21 protein-coding genes are annotated in these 21909 nt (G+C 48.3%); 8 read left to right on the plus strand and 13 right to left on the minus strand.

What is annotated here, in order from left to right:
* Nucleotides 1–48: 48 nt before the first annotated feature.
* Together DF182_RS10570 and purD are read right to left on the minus strand one after the other, a co-directional pair.
* Entirely contained in the window at nucleotides 49–1071 is a 1023-nt protein-coding gene (locus tag DF182_RS10570) for a rod shape-determining protein (RefSeq protein WP_078669179.1), read from the minus strand.
* Nucleotides 1072–1273: 202 nt separating this feature from the next.
* Nucleotides 1274–2551: a phosphoribosylamine--glycine ligase gene (purD, locus tag DF182_RS10575; protein ID WP_113615591.1), complete on the minus strand. Its 1278-nt coding sequence runs from the start codon at nucleotides 2549–2551 to the stop codon at nucleotides 1274–1276.
* 180 nt (nucleotides 2552–2731) lie between these two features.
* Between purD and DF182_RS10580 the strand changes: the two genes are divergently transcribed.
* The 3 genes from DF182_RS10580 to DF182_RS10590 all read left to right on the plus strand — a co-directional run bounded on the left by DF182_RS10580 (nucleotide 2732) and on the right by DF182_RS10590 (nucleotide 7263).
* The gene (locus DF182_RS10580) at nucleotides 2732–4444 is read left to right on the plus strand and encodes a peptide MFS transporter (protein ID WP_113615592.1); all 1713 of its coding nucleotides are present in this window, start codon (nucleotides 2732–2734) and stop codon (nucleotides 4442–4444) included.
* A 123-nt stretch (nucleotides 4445–4567) separates the two neighbouring features.
* Complete coding sequence (locus DF182_RS10585) at nucleotides 4568–6616, plus strand: OPT family oligopeptide transporter (RefSeq protein ID WP_113615593.1); 2049 nt, start codon at nucleotides 4568–4570, stop codon at nucleotides 6614–6616.
* Between the two features lie 131 nt (nucleotides 6617–6747).
* Nucleotides 6748–7263, plus strand: a complete 516-nt coding sequence (locus DF182_RS10590) for a hypothetical protein (protein ID WP_113615594.1) — start codon at nucleotides 6748–6750, stop codon at nucleotides 7261–7263.
* A 55-nt stretch (nucleotides 7264–7318) separates the two neighbouring features.
* Here the strand turns inward: DF182_RS10590 and DF182_RS10595 are convergent, their stop codons facing one another.
* Genes DF182_RS10595 through DF182_RS10605 form a run of 3 tightly spaced genes read right to left on the minus strand, consistent with a single transcriptional unit; the run spans nucleotide 7319 to nucleotide 11245 of the window.
* Complete coding sequence (locus tag DF182_RS10595) at nucleotides 7319–8521, minus strand: DUF1501 domain-containing protein (RefSeq protein WP_113615595.1); 1203 nt, start codon at nucleotides 8519–8521, stop codon at nucleotides 7319–7321.
* A gap of 24 nt (nucleotides 8522–8545) precedes the next feature.
* Entirely contained in the window at nucleotides 8546–9994 is a 1449-nt protein-coding gene (locus tag DF182_RS10600) for a DUF1800 domain-containing protein (RefSeq protein ID WP_245957403.1), read from the minus strand.
* A 42-nt stretch (nucleotides 9995–10036) separates the two neighbouring features.
* Entirely contained in the window at nucleotides 10037–11245 is a 1209-nt protein-coding gene (locus tag DF182_RS10605) for a molybdopterin molybdotransferase MoeA (RefSeq protein WP_113615596.1), read from the minus strand.
* A gap of 46 nt (nucleotides 11246–11291) precedes the next feature.
* Between DF182_RS10605 and moaC the strand changes: the two genes are divergently transcribed.
* The gene (gene moaC, locus DF182_RS10610) at nucleotides 11292–11777 is read left to right on the plus strand and encodes a cyclic pyranopterin monophosphate synthase MoaC (protein WP_113615597.1); all 486 of its coding nucleotides are present in this window, start codon (nucleotides 11292–11294) and stop codon (nucleotides 11775–11777) included.
* 38 nt (nucleotides 11778–11815) lie between these two features.
* A complete protein-coding gene (locus DF182_RS10615; RefSeq protein WP_113615598.1) occupies nucleotides 11816–12427 on the plus strand; it encodes an NTP transferase domain-containing protein in 612 nt (203 codons plus the stop codon).
* On the opposite strand, the gene DF182_RS10620 is transcribed toward DF182_RS10615, so the two are convergent.
* Together DF182_RS10620 and moaD are read right to left on the minus strand one after the other, a co-directional pair.
* Nucleotides 12402–12806 (minus strand): molybdenum cofactor biosynthesis protein MoaE, encoded by a 405-nt coding sequence (locus DF182_RS10620; protein WP_113615599.1) that lies wholly within the window; start codon nucleotides 12804–12806, stop codon nucleotides 12402–12404. The two genes, DF182_RS10615 and DF182_RS10620, sit on opposite strands and share 26 nt — an antisense overlap.
* 138 nt (nucleotides 12807–12944) lie before the next feature.
* On the minus strand, nucleotides 12945–13178 hold the full coding sequence (gene moaD, locus DF182_RS10625; protein WP_113615600.1) for a molybdopterin converting factor subunit 1: 234 nt from the start codon (nucleotides 13176–13178) through the stop codon (nucleotides 12945–12947).
* Between the two features lie 78 nt (nucleotides 13179–13256).
* Here moaD and DF182_RS10630 point away from each other — a divergent pair, with 78 nt between their 5' ends.
* Both DF182_RS10630 and moaA read left to right on the plus strand, forming a co-directional pair.
* Nucleotides 13257–13628: a DUF7009 family protein gene (locus DF182_RS10630; protein WP_113615601.1), complete on the plus strand. Its 372-nt coding sequence runs from the start codon at nucleotides 13257–13259 to the stop codon at nucleotides 13626–13628.
* 4 nt (nucleotides 13629–13632) lie between these two features.
* Entirely contained in the window at nucleotides 13633–14598 is a 966-nt protein-coding gene (moaA, locus tag DF182_RS10635; protein WP_113615602.1) for a GTP 3',8-cyclase MoaA, read from the plus strand.
* An 8-nt stretch (nucleotides 14599–14606) separates the two neighbouring features.
* On the opposite strand, the gene DF182_RS10640 is transcribed toward moaA, so the two are convergent.
* The 6 genes from DF182_RS10640 to DF182_RS10665 form a co-directional block, all read right to left on the minus strand.
* Nucleotides 14607–15350: a sulfite exporter TauE/SafE family protein gene (locus DF182_RS10640; protein WP_113615603.1), complete on the minus strand. Its 744-nt coding sequence runs from the start codon at nucleotides 15348–15350 to the stop codon at nucleotides 14607–14609.
* Between the two features lie 2 nt (nucleotides 15351–15352).
* Entirely contained in the window at nucleotides 15353–16438 is a 1086-nt protein-coding gene (locus DF182_RS10645; RefSeq protein ID WP_113615604.1) for a HesA/MoeB/ThiF family protein, read from the minus strand.
* Between the two features lie 27 nt (nucleotides 16439–16465).
* A complete protein-coding gene (locus tag DF182_RS10650) occupies nucleotides 16466–17002 on the minus strand; it encodes a GNAT family N-acetyltransferase (RefSeq protein WP_161964115.1) in 537 nt (178 codons plus the stop codon).
* Nucleotides 17003–17068: 66 nt separating this feature from the next.
* A complete protein-coding gene (gene serS, locus DF182_RS10655) occupies nucleotides 17069–18340 on the minus strand; it encodes a serine--tRNA ligase (protein ID WP_113615606.1) in 1272 nt (423 codons plus the stop codon).
* A gap of 33 nt (nucleotides 18341–18373) precedes the next feature.
* Nucleotides 18374–20041 (minus strand): NAD+ synthase, encoded by a 1668-nt coding sequence (locus DF182_RS10660; RefSeq protein WP_113615607.1) that lies wholly within the window; start codon nucleotides 20039–20041, stop codon nucleotides 18374–18376.
* Between the two features lie 32 nt (nucleotides 20042–20073).
* Nucleotides 20074–20757, minus strand: coding sequence for a porin family protein (locus tag DF182_RS10665; protein ID WP_161964116.1), 684 nt, complete (start codon nucleotides 20755–20757; stop codon nucleotides 20074–20076).
* Between the two features lie 85 nt (nucleotides 20758–20842).
* Between DF182_RS10665 and gldB the strand changes: the two genes are divergently transcribed.
* Nucleotides 20843–21871: a gliding motility lipoprotein GldB gene (gene gldB / locus DF182_RS10670; protein ID WP_113615609.1), complete on the plus strand. Its 1029-nt coding sequence runs from the start codon at nucleotides 20843–20845 to the stop codon at nucleotides 21869–21871.
* The last annotated feature ends 38 nt before the right edge of the window (nucleotides 21872–21909 follow it).

Raw genomic sequence — 21909 nt, forward strand, 5'->3', positions numbered from 1 at the left:
CTGTGAGATAATTCCTAAATAACCAAATATCCAAATATCTAAATAGGTTTATTGCATCAGGAACGGATATTTACCCACATGCTTCAGGGCGATGCCGGTACCTCTTACCACTGCACGCAGCGGATCGTCCGCTACATGAACCGGCAGTTTGATTTTCTGGGCAAGGCGTTTGTCCAGACCACGCAGCAGCGCACCGCCACCTGTCAGGTACAGTCCTCTGCGATAAATATCTGATGCCAGCTCTGGCGGTGTTGTTTCCAGCGCCTTCAGGATGGCTTCCTCAATTTTAAAGATAGATTTGTCCAGGGCTTCTGCTATTTCCTGGTAAGATACCATGATCTGTTTGGGGATACCGGTTACCAGGTCACGACCGTTTACCGGGATATCATCAGGTGGATTGTCCAGCTCTTTCAGGGCAGATCCGATGTGGATTTTGATTTGTTCTGCGGTTCTTTCACCGATCAGCAAGCTATGATAACGACGCAGGGCTTCCATGATATCGGCAGTGAACTCGTCACCGGCGATACGGATACTCTGGTCACAAACGATACCAGCGAGTGCGATCACGGAGATACCAGTGGTACCACCTCCGATGTCAATGATCATGTTGCCCACCGGTTCTTCCACATCGATGCCTATACCCAGGGCAGCAGCCATTGGTTCGTGTAACAGGTATACTTCCTTCGCACCGGCCTGCTCAGCAGAGTCACGTACAGCTCTCTTCTCCACCTCAGTAATACTGGAAGGAATGCAGATCACCATGCGCCAGCTAGGAGCAAACAGCGGCTTTTTAGGGTAAACCATTTTTATCAGTTCCCTGAGCATTCCCTCAGCGGCGTTAAAGTCCGCGATCACACCATCCTTCAGGGGACGTATCGTACGAAGATATTCGTGTGTTTTTTCGTGCATCATCATGGCCTTCTTACCAACAGCCACAATTTTACCGCTAGCCCGTTCTATCGCTACAATGGAAGGCTCGTCCACAACCACTTGGTCATTATGTATAATCAGCGTGTTCGCTGTACCCAGATCAATCGCGATTTCCTGCGTTAAAAAATTAAAAAATCCCATTGTTGATACGGTCAAAAATTAGAATGCAAAAATGAATAATTCCAACGAATATACGATGCAAAAAGTGGATATTCTTGCAATAATACGGCTAAATATTAAAAAAACTTGTTTGTTGTGTAAACGGCATAGAAACAGCTCTCTTTATGCTCTGCACTCATGAACGGAAATACCTTCAGAATATTTTCAGTCAGGTGATTTTTAATCAGATAAATTCATAGCCGATATCTCTCCGGTAGGTCTTGCCCTCAAAAGCGATCTGCTCCGCCGTTTGCACGGAATGAGACAATGCAAGCGACAGGGTGGAAGCCAGTGAAGTGATGGCCAGCACACGCCCTCCGTTACTTACAACAGTATCTCCCGCTTGTTTGGTGCCTGCATGAAATACGATCTGGTCGTTGGTAGGTGCCGGTACCCCGCTGATAGCCTTGTTTTTCTCATAAGCCTCCGGGTAACCTTTGGACACCAGCATTACGGTGGCGGCTGCACGTGGGTCGGTGAAAATCGTTTGCTGTGCCAGCGTGCTATTCACAACAGCGGTAAACAGCTCCGGCAGATCGTTCTGCAAACGGGGCATCACCACTTCTGTTTCCGGGTCGCCCATCCGACAGTTATACTCAATTACAAAAGGCTCTCCCTCTACATTAATCAAGCCAAAAAAGATAAATCCGTTGTATTTAATGTTTTCTTTTGACAAACCCTCTACGGTAGGGCGTATTACCTTGTCCTCCACCTTTTTCATAAAGGCAGCATCCGCAAAAGGTACAGGTGATACTGCGCCCATACCACCTGTGTTCAGGCCTTTGTCGCCTTCCCCGATCCGTTTGTAATCCTTGGCTTCCGGCAATATCCTGTAGGAGTGCCCGTCGGTAATCACAAACACTGACAACTCGATACCTGTCAGGAACTGCTCTACTACCACGGTTTTGCTGGCATCGCCAAACTTCGCTTCACGGACCATCTGCTCAAACTCGGCTACCGCCTCTTCGTGGGAGCTGGTGATCACCACCCCCTTACCTGCAGCCAGCCCGTCGGCTTTTAATACAATTGGTAAGGAGTGCTGCTGAAGATAAGCTACCCCCTCCTCAAAGTTGCCGGCATTAAACTCCCGGTAACCCGCGGTAGGAATATCATGCCGCTGCATGAACAGTTTGGCGAAAGCCTTGCTGCCCTCCAGCCGGGCCCCTTCCTTTGAAGGTCCCATCACCGGAATATGCTGCAATGCTGCATCCTGGGCAAAATAATCGTAAATACCATTCACCAGGGCTTCTTCCGAGCCCGGTACTACCAGGTCTATGGCGTTTTCCAGACAGAAAGACCGGATCTTCTCAAATTCACTCACGCCCATATCTACATTGATACCACACTGCGAAGTACCGGCATTGCCTGGCGCGATGAATAACTTGCCACAATGAGGGCTTTGGGACATTTTCCGGGCCAGAGCATGCTCCCGGCCACCACTACCTAGTAATAATATGTTCATATGAATTGCCTAATAAATGCAGGTGCGAAAGAAAATGCAAAGAAAGATCAAAAAACCACAAAAAACCATAAAAAGTGCGCATTTCCACCATTTTTTTACGAGATAACTGAATTTAGTTAACTTGCCCCGTCTAGAGACTTAACAGAACCTTAAAACAACTATTGCTAAAACTAACCATTTATGATGCAAACAGCTGTTGCACAGAAGCCGGTCGATGCCTCGCAAAAGAGTCATCCTAAGGGCCTCTATGTATTATTTACCACGGAAATGTGGGAACGATTCAATTTTTATGGAATGAGAGCGCTGCTGACGCTCTTCCTGGTAAATGCCCTGTCTTTCTCTGAAGCTGAATCCTCCTATGTCTATGGCGGCTTTCTCGGCCTTTGTTATCTTACACCTATGCTCGGCGGTTATATCTCCGACCGCTACCTGGGAAACAGGAACTGTATCTTATTAGGTGGCTTTGTAATGGGTGTCGGACAACTACTCATGGTCATCAGTGCCACTATATACAGTAGCAGTCCCGATACGGCCAAAATGGTGGTATGGCTGGCCCTGCTGGTAATCATCTTCGGCAACGGGTTCTTCAAACCCAACATCTCCTCCATGGTAGGTCAGCTGTATCCTAAAAACGACGGTCGTCTGGATGCTGCCTTCACCATTTTCTACATGGGTATCAACGTTGGTGCTTTCCTCGGAATGTCCATCTGCTCCTTTGCTGGTGACGTGAAAGTAGACAACGTAAGGATGGTAGGCGCCTTCAAATGGGGCTTCCTCGCCGCCAGTATCGCCATGTTCCTGGGAACCGCGCTGTTTTATTTCCTGAAAGACAAATATGTAATCACCCCTGATGGTAAAGCTATCGGTGGTAAACCAGACTTCAGCAAACCTGCTGCTAACCTGGCCGAAGGTGAATCAGACAAAGCCAAATTCTCCAACACCGCTATCTTCGGTGTACTGGGCCTGCTGGTAGTACTCTTCTTCATTATCCACTACCTGTCTCTCGATCCCAACCCGATCAAATCCTGGCTGTATCCCTTCATCTATGCATCCGGTATCAGCCTCGCTGTTTTGATCCTCACCGATTCAAGTATCACTAAAATAGAAAGACAGAGAATCCTCGTGATCTACTTTGTTGCCTTCTTTGTAATCTTCTTCTGGGCCTGCTTCGAACAAGCCGGTTCATCTCTCACCTTTATAGCAGACTACCAAACAGACCGCCACTTCTTAGGCCTCGAGCTGCCACCCAGTCTTATCCAGAACTTCAACTCCATTTTCATCATCGCTTTTGCCCTTCCTTTCAGCTGGTTATGGCTGAAATTACAGAAGCGTAACATGGAGCCTATCTCTCCGGTAAAACAATCTATCGGTCTGGCTTTGCTGGCATTCGGCTTCTTTATCATCGCGCTCCAGGTGAAAAACCTTGGTGCAGATGAGAAACTGGGTGTAAGCTGGCTGATATTAATGTACCTGTTCCACACGCTGGGTGAGCTCTGCTTATCTCCGATAGGTCTGTCACTCGTAGCCAAACTGGCGCCACACCGTTTCTCTTCCCTGCTGATGGGCGTATGGTTCCTGGCCAATGCTGCCGGTTATGCACTGGCTGGTACACTGGGTGCATTGCTGCCTCCTACACCTGATAAGTTCATCGAAGCCACTAAAAATGGCATTGACCTGAAAGGCATTCTGGACGGTACTGTTACTGCCACCGCACAGCAACTCGACAAACTGCACGAGCTGAAACTGGCCACTCAGTATCCAACCTTCGCCGGATTCACCATCCACAACCTCTATGATTTCTTCATGGTATTTGTGATCCTGCCAGGTGCTGCAGCCGTTCTGCTGTTCCTCTCTACCAGCTTCCTGAAAAAATGGATGCATGGCGTGAAATAAATAATACCTTACACATAAAGAGAAGACCGAAGCAAACAGTAATGCTTCGGTCTTCCTTTTTATATGGGATTTATAATTCCCTATTCGTAATTTCAGCCCTTAACTCTACCTTAACTCTACCTTATGTCTGACAACAACTTCAAACCTTTTGTACCCCCTGGCGTACAGATGAAGGAATTTACCCTCAAATCCATTTTATTAGGCTGTCTTTTCGGGATCATCTTTGGCGCCGCCACCGTATACCTGGCGCTGAAAGCCGGCCTCACTGTTTCGGCATCCATACCTATCGCTGTAATTGCCATCACTCTTGGCCGGAAATTTTTCAACACCACCATCCTGGAAAATAATATTATCCAGACCACTGGTTCTGCCGGCGAATCTATCGCTGCCGGAGTGGTGTTTACCTTGCCGGGCTTCCTGTTTCTCAGCGATGGGGGCGGAGCACAGTTCTTTAATTATTTCACCATTCTGATACTGGCCATCTTTGGCGGTATCCTTGGCACCCTGATGATGATACCGCTACGCCGGTCACTGATCGTTAAAGAACATAAAACCCTTCCCTATCCGGAAGGTACGGCCTGCGGCGATGTGCTCATCGCTGGTGAGAAAGGTGGCGACTTTGCCCGGACAGCCTTCTATGGCCTGGGCTTCGCTTTCTCCTATGCCATCCTGCAAAAGATCCTCCATGTAATCGCCGAAACACCGGAGTACATGACCAAACAGGCCAGCAAATTTTTCCCTTCTGCCAAAATCAGTGCTGACATCACTCCGGAGTATATGGGTGTGGGTTATATCATCGGTCCTCGTATTGCAGGCGTACTGGTAGCCGGCGGTGTGCTGTCCTGGCTCGCCCTCATCCCCCTGCTGGCCTCCCTGCTGCCACCAGACATGATCGCCTCCCAGCTGGTGAAAATCGGTTACCTCGCCAACCTCCAAACGCCCGGCGGACAAGGTAGCTGGGACCCGGTAGCACATACCTTCTCAGATTATTCTGCTGCTGTATACTATGCATACGTACGCCAGATCGGCGCAGGCGCTGTTGCTGCAGGTGGATTTATCACCCTGCTCAAAACAATCCCTACGATCATCTCTTCCTTCAAAGGAAGTCTGGGCGCCATTAAAGAGGGCAAAGAAAACAACGGCTCCCGCATGGACGTACCCAGAACAGAAAGAGACCTGAGCCTGAAAATAGTACTGTTCGGTAGCATCGCTTTAATCCTGCTGATGGCCTTCCTGCCACAGCTGCCTGGCGACTCTATCGGTAAAAAACTGCTGGTAGGTCTGCTGGTAGTGGTATTTGGCGCATTCTTCGTTACGGTGTCCAGCCGTATCGTAGGCCTGATCGGATCTTCCAACAACCCAATCTCAGGTATGACTATCGCCACTCTCATGGGTACCTGCCTGGTATTCATCGCCGTAGGCTGGACCGGCAAGGTATATGAGCCCATGGCCCTGGTAGTAGGTGGTATGATCTGTATCGCTGCAGCCAATGCCGGCGGCACTTCCCAGGACCTGAAATCCGGATACATTGTAGGCGCTACCCCAATGTACCAGCAGCTGGCCCTGTTTATTGGCGCTATCGTATCCTCTATCGTAATCGGACTCACCGTAAAATTCCTGGACAAGCCCACCGCTGAGATGATCAGCAAAGGCATCACCGAACACGCCATCGGCAGTACTTACTACCCTGCACCACAGGGCACCCTCATGGCTACACTGGCTAAAGGTATCCTGTCATTCAACCTCGACTGGCAGTTTGTACTGGTAGGTGTTTTCCTCGCTATTACCATGGAACTGTGCGGCGTTAATGCACTCTCTTTTGCAGTAGGGGCTTACCTGCCGCTGTCTACCACACTCCCCATCTTCGTAGGTGGTGCTATCCGTGGCGTAGTAGACTATAAAAGTAAAAAAGCGAATGTGCACACTTCTGCTGCAGAAGAAGAACTGGGCAAAGGCAACCTGTTTGCTACCGGCCTGGTGGCCGGCGGTGCAGTAGCTGGTGTGATCATCGCTATACTCGCTGGTTTCGACTGGTCTGCTGCTATACTCACCAAACTGAATACTGAAAGCGGTCTTACCGGCATCCTGGGCCATGGCGGCTACTATGTGCTGGGATGTGCATTCTTTGCCTTTATGGGCTGGTATCTTTACCGTACTGCACGTAAAGCATAAACGATCAACTTTCCAAGATACCTTCAGATGCCGGTACGGGATGTAACAATCCTGCACCGGCATCCGTTTTTCTACTTGAAATTGATTATTTTTATCGGAATTTTCATTACATCTTTCTATAATAAGTACCTATGCGCACACTTGTAACCGCATTACTGAGTGCAGTTGTAATCCTTGCCAGCTCCTGCGGAAAAGAAAAAAACGATAGTAAAGACCGTAAATTCGTTTCCGTTAAACTGGACAACAGGATCTTCCTCAGCGAAAACCCCAAAGGCCTGATATATGCCCCCGATTTTACCACTGGTAATCCTGCCGATGAATATCCTGCAATGGAAATCACTGGCAAAACCAGCACCGGCGATATCATCAACTTTAACATGGTGGCACCTGCATTACCCTTCAAACCAGGTACATACCCCTGCAGCAAAGAAGGCAACAACATCATGATAGTAGTCAACAGTGGCAGCTATCCCGCCACCTATTCTTCACAGGGTAGCACAGACTGTGTTATTACAATCACTAACATCGACAATATTTCCGTGGAAGGTACTTTCTCCGGTACAGTGAAAGATCTTAGCGGTACCGGCACCAAAACCATCAGGAACGGTGCTTTCAGAGCTATCATCACCCTGATAGCCAGACCATAAAAAATTAGCCCAGGACTGAAGTCCTGGGCTAGGTTTAAGTTCTGAGCTAATTTAATCAGATAAAATCCATCTTCTCGTAATGCTGCTTCAGGATCAGCTGATCATCAGCACTTAGCCACTTGTTGAGTAATGTGGCATAAACACTTTTAAAGTCCACTTTATACTGCAAATCCCCTTCCTTCAGATTCATCAGGTCAGGCCCATCATTGAGGATACCCTGTTTTTTCAACCCTCCACTGATCAGAAACATATTATTGGCAGTGCCATGATCAGTGCCACCGCTGGCATTCTGACTTACCCTGCGGCCAAATTCGGAGAAGGTCATTACCGCTACGTCCTGGAAGCGGTTGTTCTTTTTGAGATCACCTGTAAACACGGTCAGGGCCTCGCTCAGCTGCTTAAAAAGGCGTGCCTGCTGGTCCTGCTGATTTACGTGTGTATCAAAGCTTCCATGTGAAACATAATACACTTTAGTATTGATGTCTGACATAACCAGGTTGGCGATGGTGCGCAGATTACGCCCCAACTCCGTAGCCGGATAATTCTCCTTCGATTGGTAGGTCTTAAACTGCTGCTGGATGTAGGCCGCTGAGGAAATCGTTTCTGCCATGGTTTTGTAGAGATATTCTACACTATGATGTTCGTCTTCATGGGCATGTTGCTGTAACAAGTCTTTGAAGTACTTGTCGTTGCTGGTGTTCGAAAGACGACCGGGATCTGTGAGCGCCAAGCCTTTGTTATGATCACCTTTCAGCGCCAGGCTCAGAGTATCATCTATCTCCAGTGCCTGTGTGGGCTTATCACAGCCGTTGCACTGTGCATCGAGGTAACGGCCTATCCAGCCGTCATTCCAGAACTCATTGGACTGGCTGGCAGAATGCCAGATATCCATAGAACGGAAATGGGAACGGTCCGGGTTAGGATATCCCACATTATTAAGGACAGCCAGCGAACCTTCATCATATAAAGCTTTCAGCCCATCCAGGGATGGGTGGATGCCCAGTTCATCACTGAGAGAAAGTGCAGTTTCTCTTTTGATACCCAGCGCAGGACGGGAACGGTAATAGATATCATTACGGTAAGGGATGATCGTATTCAGTCCATCGTTTCCGCCAGACAACTGTATAATCACCAGCACTTTGTTGCCGGGAGGTACCAGCGCTCCGGATTCAAAAGCCTTCAGGAACTTAGGCATCATCATGGCAGCAGAAGCCAGGGAACCTACCTGTAAAAAACGACGCCTGTTAAGTATATACATAACTTTTAGCTTACTGGTGAATGATTAACACAATTGATATTCCGGAGTACTCATCACATCGATGGTGACGGTTTTAATATATCCTTCCCGGGAACCGGTGTCGGCATATTTCTCCAACAGTGCCTTTTTGATATTACCAGGTTGCTGCAGCAACACACCGGCAATTTCGTCTGCCAGACTTTCCCTTGGGATGTCGCTGTAACCCTGTATATAAGGGTCCCAGTTAATCCGTGCATTGACTTTTTTGGCAAACTGTCTTTTCAGAAAATCATTGATCTGTAAGGTCATTTTATAATTACCGCCATCACCCATTTCCGGTGCAATCTCTTTGGGGCGGATATTCAGCACCTGAGAGTACAGGATCACCTGCGGTATCCGTAACCGGAACATCAGACTGGAGCTGTCTATCCAGTTGCGGCCTCCAGGCCAGCCGGCCACATTAGGCGGATAAAAAAGAACCTGCCCGAGGATGCGCTGAAAGGCTATCATCAGCTCTTCCTGCTCAAAAGCCATCGGAATGGTTCTGCGAATACCAATCAGCAGCTCTACCGGCGACTTGATACGATTACCAATGTATTTACTATCGTAAAACCAATCGGACATAAATATCTCCCGCATCAGCGCTTTGATTTCATAACCTGACTGATAAAACTTATCAGATAAAGACTCGATCAGTGCCTGGTCCGGGGTATCGTCAACAAAATACCTGAATATCTTGGTGGTGATATAAGTGGCGGTCTGTCGCTGGTCCAGCAGGATCTTCAGCACATCGTCACCATTATAGTTGCCTCGTTTACCCAGGATGATTTTTTCTCCGTCATCATGTTGTTTTTCGCGGAACACAAATGTGCCATTGTCATCGAAGCCCCATCCGGTGAAGGCACGGGCAGCCTCTTTGATATCCATTTCGCTGTAATGACCGCGGCCCATGGTGAACAGCTCCATCACTTCACGGGCAAAATTTTCGTTGGGATGTTGTTTACGGTTCTGCTGATTGTTGAGGAACTGCAACATGGCCGTGGATTTGGAAACGGCGCTCAGCAGGTCGCCAAAGTTACCAAGTGCATTTTCACGGATAACACCGATCAGTTGTTGATTGTATAAGACATCCTGCGTACGGCAGGCAAAATGACCATGCCAGAAGAGGCTCATTTTTTCACGGAGCGGATGTTCACTCTTTTCCATCATATTCAACCAGGCCACATTAAGATCTTTGATGCCCTGGGTATTCATTTCCCTAACGGTTTTCTTTTGTTCTTCCGTCATGTCCCGGAAACGTTTGTAATCCGGCAGGTCGGTGGCATTGATCACATCAACAGACTCTAGTTCGGCACGTTTGGGACCTATCAGTACTTTATTCACAATCTCTTTCCGTCGCCTCTTTTCCCATTCGGTGATCACGGGCAAAGTTTCCCCGAAGCCGGCACGCCAGGCTAGATGTTGCATTTCTACTTTCTTGGCAACTACAGGCATACGTAAATATTTTAATGTAAGACTGTGTTTTGCCCATCAGGTTTAACGAAATATCCAGACCGGATAACAGCTGCCTTTCTCAAAAACGGAGCCTTCTACTGGCAGTGTCATGAATGCATCCGCCAGCAGCAGGCTTGCCAGGTCTCCGGAGCCGTGATAGGGTTGTGGGAAAGCACCCATAGTACCATCGGGCAATGATTGTAATTTAACAGGGAGGTAATATTCGAGTGAAGGATTGAAGGTGACCTGCTCCTGCAGCACCGCGTATACCGGAGCAGCTTCTTTAGCTCCCATGGCCGCTTTCAGCCAGGGCTGCACATAACGGTAAAAACACATAAACCCCGATACCGGATTTCCGGGCAAAGCAAATACTACAGGGCCATTTTTGAAAGTGCCGAACAGGAAAGGTTTTCCGGGCCTTTGCTGCACTTTATGGAAAACCTGTTGCATACCCAGCTGCTGTAACACCGCAGGCAGGTAATCATATTTTCCTGCCGATACCGCCCCGGAGCTGATCCACACATCCGTTTCGGGCAACAGTGATTCCAATCGGCTGATCATTTCTGTTTCATCATCACTCAGATGTATGTATTGTGCACTGATACCGCATTGCTCAAGAGAAGCCATCAGACTATAAATATTGGAGATGCGGACCTGATGCTCTTCCGGAGTGGCATCTACTGGTACCAATTCATTGCCGGTGGCGATCACGACTACGCGGGGAAGGCGCGCCACTTCCACCTGTGTTTTACCTACTGATGCCAGTACGCCCGCTTCAGCCGGGCCCAGCAACGTACCGGGCTGCAACAGTACCACACCCGCTTCCACATCAGAGCCTTTGCGATGTACATTTTGTCCCTGTTTCACTTCTCCACTGATGGTAAAACGGCGGAAACCTTCATGGTCACTGATTTTCAGCTGTTCATAGGGTATTACGGTATCTGTTAGTTCCGGCAAAATGGCGCCGGTCATCACCTCTATACAATTGGCAGTGCTGGAGAGCTGCAGACGGGGAGTACCTGCGGCCTGTATGTCTTCTACCCCGAAGATCTGTTGCCCGCGTGCATAACTGTCGTACAGGATAGCAATACCATCCATAGTAACCCGGTCAAAAGGAGGGAAGGGCCTGTCTGCTTTTACAGGCTCACGCAATACACGGCCGGTAACAGCTTCAAAAGGCAACATTTCTGTACCCATATCCCGCACGGTTTGTAATACGGCTCTGAACGCAGCAACTACAGTCAGCATCATTTTGTATTATTTTTGTAAGGGTGAAGATGATTAAATTTATGATATTATGTCCAATCCATCAAGCAGCGATTTTACCCATCTAGATTCTTCCGGCCAGCCAGCTATGGTAGATGTAAGCGGAAAAGGTGTCACTTATCGTGTAGCCGTCGCCGAAAGCCGTGTTTTTTTACCGGCACTGGTACGTGAACAGTTTAAGGACCATGATATTCAAACCCGCAAGGGCGCTGTGTTTCAGACAGCCATCATTGCAGGGATCATGGCCGCCAAAAAAACGCCCGACCTCATCCCGCTATGCCACACCCTGTTGCTGGACGGCTGTGATGTACAAATACAACTGGAAGATGAAGAGGCCGTTATCCGTTGCACCGTAAAAACAACGGGTAAGACAGGAGTGGAAATGGAAGCCCTCACTGGCGCCAGTGTGGCAGCCCTTACCATCTATGATATGTGTAAGGCTTTCACCCACGATATGGTGATCCGCCAAACCCACCTGATCAGTAAAACAGGAGGTAAACAGGATTTTGAGAGATAACTATTGCTCTCCAGGGCAAAAAGAAGAAATGATACAGTATGATGGAAAACAATAGCGCCCCATTGAAAGGGCTGGTTTTATGTGGAGGACACAGCAGCCGTATGCAGGAAAACAAAAGCAGTATCCGCTACCATGGTATGCCTCAATGGCAATACCTGGTGGAGTTATTACAATCCTTTCAACTGGAAACCTATCTGTCCTGCCGGGTGGACCAACAACAGGATTTTAATAGTTATCCACTGTTGATTCCGGATAGTGTGCCCTATGGCGGACCCTCGGCCGGATTACTCAGTGCCCGTCAGTATCAACCGGGCACGGCCTGGCTGGTACTTGCCTGTGATCTGCCGCTAATCAGCCGCCAAAGCCTGGAAATACTCATCAACGCCCGGGAAAAAGACTGCGCGGCCACAGCTTTCAGAAGTCCCGTAAATCTGATGCCCGAACCCCTGATAGCCATCTGGGAACCTGCTGGCCTCGACGCGCTGCTGGAAAATGTGGCAGCAGGTAAAAACTGCCCACGTAAAACCTTGCTCAATACAGACATCCGGCTGTTAGACAACCGCTACTACGAAGAGCAGTATAATGCCAACACCCCTGCGGAAAAAGCAGAAGCTGTCCGACAGATCAGTTCCCAATCTCCCCATCCGTAAAAAATTCCTTCTTCCAGATAGGCACCGTTTCTTTTAATGTATCAATGGTAAATTCGCAGGCATCAAAAGCAATCCCGCGGTGCGCTGAGGCAACAGCAATCACTACGGCAATATCTCCGGGATACTTGTCACCAATGGCATGTAATATGACCAGTTTGTGGATATCCCATTGCTCCTGTACCCTTGCAGCGATTTTATGCATTTCGCTGAGGGCCATCGCTTCGTAACATTCATAAAACAATTTTGCTACGCCACGGCCTTTTGTATGATTACGTACTGTACCGGTAAAAATCACTTCCCCTCCGCATTCCGGCGCCTGAATAAAGTCCAGCGCTTCCTGCACGGTAACTGTATCTTTTATAGCTATTAAAGTATCCATTGTCACAATATGATGCTAAAGGAACAGCGGTAAATATCCCGATCGATTTCCTTTACGTCCGGCTGCTCTGTGCTTTGTGAGCATATTTTCCCAGACGTTTTTTACGTTTTGGCTTCCTTTTCTTTTTTGTGGGAAACCTCATCCACCGCTTACCGGCGGTATCACAGCTACTTCATCGCCGGCATGGATCAACTGCGAATCGGCTGCATATTCCCGGTTGACGGCTATCATAAGGGAACTGAGCTGTCTCAGCGGCGGATAATTTTCATACAACCATTCTTTCAGGGCCGCCACATCTGTAGCAGTAGCCGGAAAACTGATCATCGCCGCACCCGCAATATCTTTTGCTACTCCAAAAAGCAATAGGCCCATACTTTCAGATTTATTGGTTAAAACTACGATATAGCAGGGATAAAGTAGTACTTTTAGATCAGCAGAAAATCATTTTCTATGAAGATAAGGATTAGAGGGAACAGCATCCGCTACCGGCTCGACAAAACAGATCTGGAGTTGTTGCAGGACACTGGAAAAGTAGAGTCTATCACACATATCGGCGCAACCACGCTTCACTTCTGCCTGCGATCAAAAGAGATTACCGATCCTGTTATCAAAATGGAGCATGATGGTGTGCATCTGCTGCTCCCGTCTGAAAGGTTGAATGCCTGGTATGAACCGGACCAGGTAGGCTTTGAACTGATACTGCCCAACCCTGACGGCTCTGAGCTGAAAATACTGGTAGAAAAAGACTTCCGGTGCCTCACCACCCGCGACGAAGACGACAGCCAGGCATTTGACAACCCTCATGCCGGGCAAAACTGCTGAGATAATGCTGACTGATGCTCATCATCGTATAATCGATTACGTTAGACTGTCGGTCACCGACCGGTGCAATCTCCGTTGTACTTATTGTATGCCGGAAAATATGCGCTTCGTGAAGTCTGATGCCCTGCTCACAGACGCCGAAATTATTTCCCTGCTGCAAACATTAGCCAGTGCCGGTATTTCAAAAGTCAGGATTACCGGTGGAGAGCCTTTTATGCGCCCCGGACTTATCAATCTGCTTTCTGCCATCAAAGCCATACCCGGTATAACGCAATTGGCCATCACCACCAATGGTGTACTCACCCGCGATTATATCCCCGCCCTGCAACAGCTGGGCATCACAGATATCAATCTTAGTCTCGATACACTGCAACCGGCACGTTTTCTACAGATCACCCGTCGCAACCAATTTGATGCGGTCATGCAAACACTCCATAGTCTGTTGGCCCATCAGATGAAAGTTAAGATCAATGTAGTAGTGATGGAAGATGTGAATACCGACGAGCTGGTTCATTTTACGTCCCTCACCCGCGACCATGCACTGTCAGTACGGTTCATTGAAGAAATGCCCTTTAACGGTCAAGGACATACGTTTTCCGGCATCGCCTGGAACTACCGGACTATACTCGATGCCATCCGTGAAACATATCCCCTGCATAAACTGCCCGATCCTCCGCATGCCACCGCATTACTTTACAGCATACCCGGCCATCAGGGAAATATAGGCGTCATACCTGCCTATAGCCGTACTTTCTGTGGTACCTGCAACAGATTACGTATATCCGCCACCGGTAGTATCAAAACATGCCTGTATGGCGCAGATACCATCAACGTAAAAGACCTGTTAAGATCAGGAGCACCCCTGCTACCAGCCTTGCAGCAGGTATTACACCACCGCGCCGCCAACGGCTTTGAAGCGGAAAAACAGCATCCCCGTATTCCAGAAAGCATGTCTGTAATAGGAGGGTAGAAAACAATCTATTTGATCAGCATTCTTACACCGGCATATAAAATCAATACAGCCGTAGCACCCGCTACCCACCGGGGTTTCAGCACACGGGCACTTAGCCTTGCACCTATCTGTCCGCCAACAATAACTGCCAGCAGAAGAGGACCGGCAAACGTAACATCAAATACAATCGCCTGTTTGGCCGCCTGCCCCAAAAGGCCGGCAATGGAATTAACAAGAATAAAAAAACTACTGAGACCAGCCACATTTTTGGCGGTATCATATTTACCCAATCGTAAAACAGGGGCCAGATAAATACCTCCGCCGATACCGGTCATACCCGACAACAGACCTATGCCTCCACCGATAAGACCATAGAGCGTACCATTGCTTTCCCGCAGCGTCTCCGGCTCCTGGCTACGCTCAAAAAAAAGACGGTAACACATAAATACCGCCGCCAGTGTCAATGCAAAGCCCAGCAACAGAAAAAAAGTTTCCTGTTTCAACGGCAGGTAGCTGCCCGCAAAAGCCAGCGGCACACTCACCAGTGACAGCTGCCAGGCCTTTTTAAGCGGCAGATGACCACTTTTATAAAAATGATATACCCCGCCCGCCACCACGGCCACATTACACAACAATGCGGTGGATTTCATCAACTGAAAATCCACGCTCCACAAAGCCAGGATAGCCAGATAACTGGAACCGCCACCAAAACCGGCAGCTGAATAAAGCAATGCTACCAGGAAAAAAAGGATACAGAGTTCTATGACCACTGTTAATAAGTTTGCATCTGATCATCTATACTACAGGCCCATGCATGGATACCACCTTCCACATTATACACCTGTTTGAAGCCCAGTTCTACCAGCCGTTGTCCGACAGCACGGCTACGCATCCCATGATGACACAATACCGCCACCGGTGCTTCCGGCTGCAGTGCAGCCACACGGCCCAATACCTGCCCCATCGGAATATGGATGGCTTGCGGGATATGGCAGATCTCCCATTCATCATCTTCTCTCACATCAAGCAACTGCAAGGCGTTGCCCTGTTGCAGCCAGCTATGCAGCTGCTGAACAGACAAGGACTGTAAATTATTCACTTCACATACGGTTTGCTGGTAGTTGCCCGCCAGGCGCTGCATCTGCCTGTTGGCCGCTACCGGAGTAATATTAAAAATAAGGTGGGTATTATGCAGCGTATCGATCGTCATCAGCTGGTTTTTGAGGGGTGTACCGATACCAGTGATCACTTTCACCACTTCATTGGCCTGATAACACCCAATGATACCTGGCAACACGCCCAGCACGCCTATCTCGCTGCAGTTCAACATTTCACCGGCTTCCGGTGGTTCAGGAAATATACAACGATAGGTAGCTCCTCCCTGATAGTTGAAAACACTCAGTTGTCCTTCATATTTATAGATAGCTCCATATACCAGCGGTTTACCGGCAATTACGCAGGCATCGTTGACAAGGTAACGGGTACCGAAGTTATCGGAACAATCGACCACTACATCATAAGGCTGTATGATTTCCAGGGCATTATCAGTGGTGAGCCAGGTGTCGTATTGTACCAGCTGCACTTCAGGATTCAGCTGCCCCAGCCGGTCGGCGGCCAGTTGTATTTTAGGTTTGTTCTGGTCGGCAGTGGTATATAATACCTGTCTTTGCAGGTTAGTGACGGATACGGTATCATGTTCTACGATACCGATTTTACCGATGCCCATTGCTGTCAGGTATTGTAATACCGGCACTCCCAGGCCGCCGGCGCCGATCACCAGCACTGAAGCCTGTTGCAATAAACGTTGTTTTTCCAGGCCGAAGCCTTCCAGTCTTGTCTGTCGGTCGTATCGTTGCATACAAAAAGTCTTAAGGAAGCTTACAGGTTATACCTGGCGGTACATGGTCACCAGATCTACATATTGGCCATCACGCAACTCTATCCCGTTGGGCAGGCGGCCACATTCCTGAAAGCCGAAATTACGATAGAGGTGCATAGCCCTGTCATTGGTAGCAAATACCTGCAGATAGAGCAGCTGTATTTTTTTATGCTGTTCTGCCCAGCGCAACATGGCGGTCATCAGGCGACGGCCTATACCCAGGCCACTCCAGGCATGTTCTACGGCAATACCCATTTCAGCAGTATGCCCTTTTTTGTGATACCCGCTGTGATTGATAGTGATAGAGCCTACCACCTTATCTTCCACTACGGCCAGCAGCATCAGCTGGTCTGAATTACCCAGGTAGGTTTTGATATAATCTTCTTCTGTTCGTTGGCTCAATTCCAGCGACTCCGCATATGTAAACAACAGGAAGTCTGTTTCCTGTGTCATCCGCTGAAAATTATCCAGCAGGCCGGTAGCGTCCGCGGTAGTTGGCTGCCGGATGATGAGTTCAGCTCCGTTTGGCAAAAAATGTCGCATAGTACGAAAATAAAAAAAAGCAGCCGGTTTACGGCTGCTCTTTATCATCAAATAACAGTCAGATAATTAATTGATCTTGTCTGCTCCGAAGTAATCATGCAGTACGGCTGGCAGTTGAATACCATCTGCTGTCTGGTTGTTTTCCAGCAGGCAGGCCATAATGCGGGGCAGCGCCAGGGAGCTGCCATTCAGGGAATGCGCCAGCTGAGGCTTGCCGTTTTGTTCTTTGAAGCGGATCTTCATACGGTTGGTCTGGAATGCTTCGAAGTTAGATACAGAGCTCACTTCCAGCCATTTCTGCTGAGCTGCGCTATACACTTCAAAGTCGTAGGTGATGGCAGCTGTGAAGCTCATATCACCACCGCATAAACGCAGAATGCGGTATTCCAGTCCCAGGTTGTTCAGCAGCTGTTCTACATGTGCTACCATTTGATCCAGCGCTTCGTAAGACTTTTCGGGATGTACGATCTGTACGATCTCTACTTTGTCGAACTGATGCACCCGGTTGAGGCCGCGTACGTCTTTACCGTAGGAACCGGCTTCCCGGCGGAAACAAGGAGTATAACCGGTCATTTTGATCGGCAGGTCTGTATCTTTTACGATCTCGTCGCGGTAGATATTAGTCAGCGGTACTTCTGCAGTCGGGATCAGGAAGTAGTTGTCGTCCTTAGCGTGGTACATCTGTCCTTCTTTGTCGGGCAGCTGACCGGTGCCGAAGGCAGAGGCTTCGTTTACCAGGTAAGGAGGAGCATATTCTGTATAACCGTTTTCCAGGTTATAATCCAGGAAATACTGAACCAGGGCACGTTGCAGACGGGCACCTTTGTTTTTGAAAACAGGGAAACCGCTACCGGTGATTTTATTGCCCAGCTCAAAATCGATCAGCTGATATTTTTTGGCCAGGTCCCAGTGAGGTACGGCATCAGCTGGTAAAACAGGCGTGGTACCACCTCTGCGCACTTCCACGTTTTCTTCCGGGGTTTTGCCAGGAGGAACGATCGCTGCAGGCAGGTTAGGCAGTTTCACCAGGGTATCATGCAATGCTTTTTCAGTAGCATTCAATTCATCATTTACCGGGCCCAGTTTCTCTTTCAGGGCGTTTACGGCAGCCCTTTGCTGTTCTCCTTCTTCTTTTTTGCCCTGCGCCATCAGTTTACCGATCTCTTTGGAGAGACTGTTCACCTGCGCTTGTGTTTCATCGTACTCCAGGGTTAATTTCTTACGCTTGTCGTCCAGTGCCAGCACTTCATCTACCAAAGCCACTTCCTTGAAGTTTTTCAGGGCCAGGCGTTCCAACACCAGATCTTTATTTTGACGTATAAACGGTACTTGTAACATGTTGTATTAAAAAATTTTGCTCAAAGATAGAATTTAGCTGAGATATTTACCTACTATCGGCATCCTGCGGCCTACACCAAAGGCTTTGGAAGAGACACGGATAATAGGGCAGAATTGATTTCTTTTATATTCATTGGTGTTAACCATCTTTAAGGCCCGCGAAACCAAAGCGGAGTCGAAGCCCTGAGCGATAATTTCTTTAGGACCCTGACGGCGCTCAATGTACTGATACAGCAGTTTGTCGAGCACGGTGTAATCCGGCAGGCTGTCGCTGTCTTTCTGATTAGGGCGCAGCTCTGCAGAAGGGGCCTTTTCAATGATGTTTACCGGTATAATCTCCCGCTCCCGGTTGATATAACGGGCCAGCGCATATACCTGCATTTTGTACACATCTCCCAGCACAGACAGGCCACCGGCCATATCGCCGTAAAGCGTGCCATAACCGGTAGACAGCTCACTCTTATTGGATGTATTCAACAGAATATACCCAAATTTGTTGGACAGCCCCATCAGCAGGTTACCGCGGATACGGGACTGCGTATTTTCTTCTGCCACATTGAAGGGCAGCCCTTTGAAATAGGGCTCCAGCGTGGTCAGGAAATTTTCGTAGATATCATTGATACGGATGATATCATAAGGATTGTTCAGATTTTTGGACAAGGCCACCGCATCATTTACAGAATGATCAGTAGAGTAGGGGGAAGGCATCAGCACAGCCCTTACATTTTCGCTGCCCAGGGCATCACAGGCGATGGCGAGCACCACAGCGCTGTCTATCCCGCCGGAAGAGCCCAGGATGGCCTTTTTGAAGCCCATCTTGCTGAAATAGTCGCGGATGCCCAATACCAGCGCATCATAGATGCGATGTATGTTGTGGTCAAAAACCAGTTCAGTCAGCGGAGTGAATGTTGGTGTGGCTGCCACTGCTGTTCCTTTGCTAAGCAGGTCTTCCAGGTCCATGCCATCCAAAGCTTCCGTGAAGTAAGGCAATACCTTCGCCACATTACCGGCTGCATCAAAAATCAGGGAACCACCATCAAATACGATCTCTGTCTGAGAGCCTACTGTATTACAGTAATACATAGGCAGCTTGTATTTGAGCACATTAGCCCGGATGATCTCTTTTCTGTCTTCATCATGATCATAATCAAAAGGGGAAGCAGAGAGGTTGATCATCACATCAGGTTCCTGCGCCATCAGCACATCCATCGGACATACCCGGTACAGTGGATTGTTGCCCAGGTTCCAGATATCTTCACAGATGGTTACCGCCAGTTTTTTCCCTTTGAAAGGAATAATGTTCCATTCGTAGGATGGTTCAAAATAGCGGTATTCATCAAAAACATCATAGGTAGGCAGTAGTGTTTTGTGCACTACCTGTTTCACTTCTCCTTCATGAAGGAACCAGGCCGCATTAAAGAGGTCTTTACCTTCACGCTGAGGATTGCGTGCCGGGCTGCCCACCAGCACGGCGATATCTTTGGTATGGGCTTTAATCACATCAATAGCATGATAACATTGCCCGATAAAGTCTTCAAACTCAAGGAAGTCACGGGGAGGATACCCGCAAACGCACAACTCGGAAAACACCACCAGATCGGCGCCCTGCACCTTTGCAGCATGAATGCCATCAATGATCTTCTGTGTGTTGTGTTCAAAATTGCCTATATGGTAGTTCTGTTGTGCCAGTATAATTTTCATACCCTGAAAAAATTTAAAAAATCAGCTGTTGCCTAGAAATATACGCCCAGCCGAAGTGCAAAGCTATTCATATTTACTTTACCATCATTCCATTTCGCATTGCGGGTCACGTCCACAAAACCATTCTGATAGGTGACACCTACTACGCCTTTAAGGGTTTCGCCCAAGGGATATTCAATACCGGCCCCGATGAGCATGCCGATGTTGATACGGTTCATTTCGGGCAGTATGTTCACTCTGTCAAAGGTTTGATTCAGGGAGATGATATCCGCCCTTCCGCTGACAGGGAATGCGAGATAGGTACCGAATTGTCCCCACCAGTCGATATCATTATGCGAGGTTGTTTTTAACTTCAGCGCCAATGGTATCTCAATGTAGGTGAGTTTCATATTATATTCTGCCGGACTGGCCTTAAAATCGCCCAATCCTTTACCAGCATCATATTTCAGCTTACTACCGCCCAGCACCACGTTGAAGCCCGAAGCCAGCGCATAGTTACCGGTTTCGTTCAGGTTAAAATCGGCCATCACACCAAAAGCAAGTCCCGCTTTGGAACTGTTGCGGTTCACTCCCGACTCCTGCGGTTTCAGTATGGATATCATCGGGTCTAATTTAAAACCCAGCCTTACTTTCTCCCGGAAAGTACGGTACCCGCTCTGCGCCATCCCCATCTGCACCATACCTATTGTCAATGCTAAAAGGAAAATCCTCTTCATATGATTCATTTTAACGATGAAATTACGAATTACATTATTCACTGTCATAATTCGTAATTTGCATTTTTCTAATCTAATTACTGTGATGCGACATTATCCTACATACTCCCTGCTTGCCGGCTGCCTGATGGTACTGCTGTTCCACGCCTGCAAGCCCGGCAGCAAAGCACCGGATGTAAGCCATATACCCATGGACGTTAGTATCCAGCGGTTCGATTCGGCCCTTTTCACCCTCGATACCAACAACCTGCAACCCGGCCTGACCGCCCTCCATGCCAGCTACCCTGTTTTTATGCCCATATACATATCTGAAATCATGAATATGGGTGCGTATACAGACAGCAGCAGGGAAATACAACAGCAGGTGCGGCTTTTCCTGACCAACCCCGACTTCCGTCAGCTGGAGAAGGCCGTGACTGCGAAATTCGGGAATACCACATCATTGCAAACGCAGCTCGCTCAGGCTTTCCGTTATACAAAATATTACATCCCCGCTTTTCATCCGCCTAAAGTAGTCACTTTTATCTCGGGTATTGCCAATTATGGTGCCATTACTATCGACTCTATCCTGGGAATTGGGCTGGATATGTACATGGGCGCCGATTTCCCGCCATATGCCCGTATCCCGGATTATCCTGATTACATGATTCAGCGCTTTGCCCCTGAATATATTACCACCAACTGTATGCAGGTGATCCAGCAACAACTGTATCCCGCACCCCGTAATGGTGGCGGCCTGCTCGAACAAATGATCGAAGCCGGCAAACAACAATATTTCCTTTCTAAAGTATTACCTCAAACGGCCGACTCTATCCGTTTCGGCTATACGAAAGATCAGCTGCAATGGTGTCACGAAAATGAAAAGATGATCTGGCAGTTTTTTGTTCAGAATAACCTTCTCTATTCCACCGACTGGCAGCAGATCAACCACTTCATGACTGATGCGCCCTCAACCCAGGGCATGCCTGAAGGCTCTCCCGGAAAAATAGGCTACTTCGTAGGGTACGCCATCGTGAGCAAATACATGGAAAAGCACACTGATGTTACCTTGCAGCAACTGATGGAATCAAAAAATTTACTGGAAATATTCAAGGAGTCGAAGTACAGACCCTGATGCTGAAACGGGAGCAAAGTTCACAAGAGCTTTGCTCT

This window comes from Chitinophaga flava, assembly GCF_003308995.1.
In the GTDB taxonomy this organism is placed as follows: domain Bacteria; phylum Bacteroidota; class Bacteroidia; order Chitinophagales; family Chitinophagaceae; genus Chitinophaga; species Chitinophaga flava.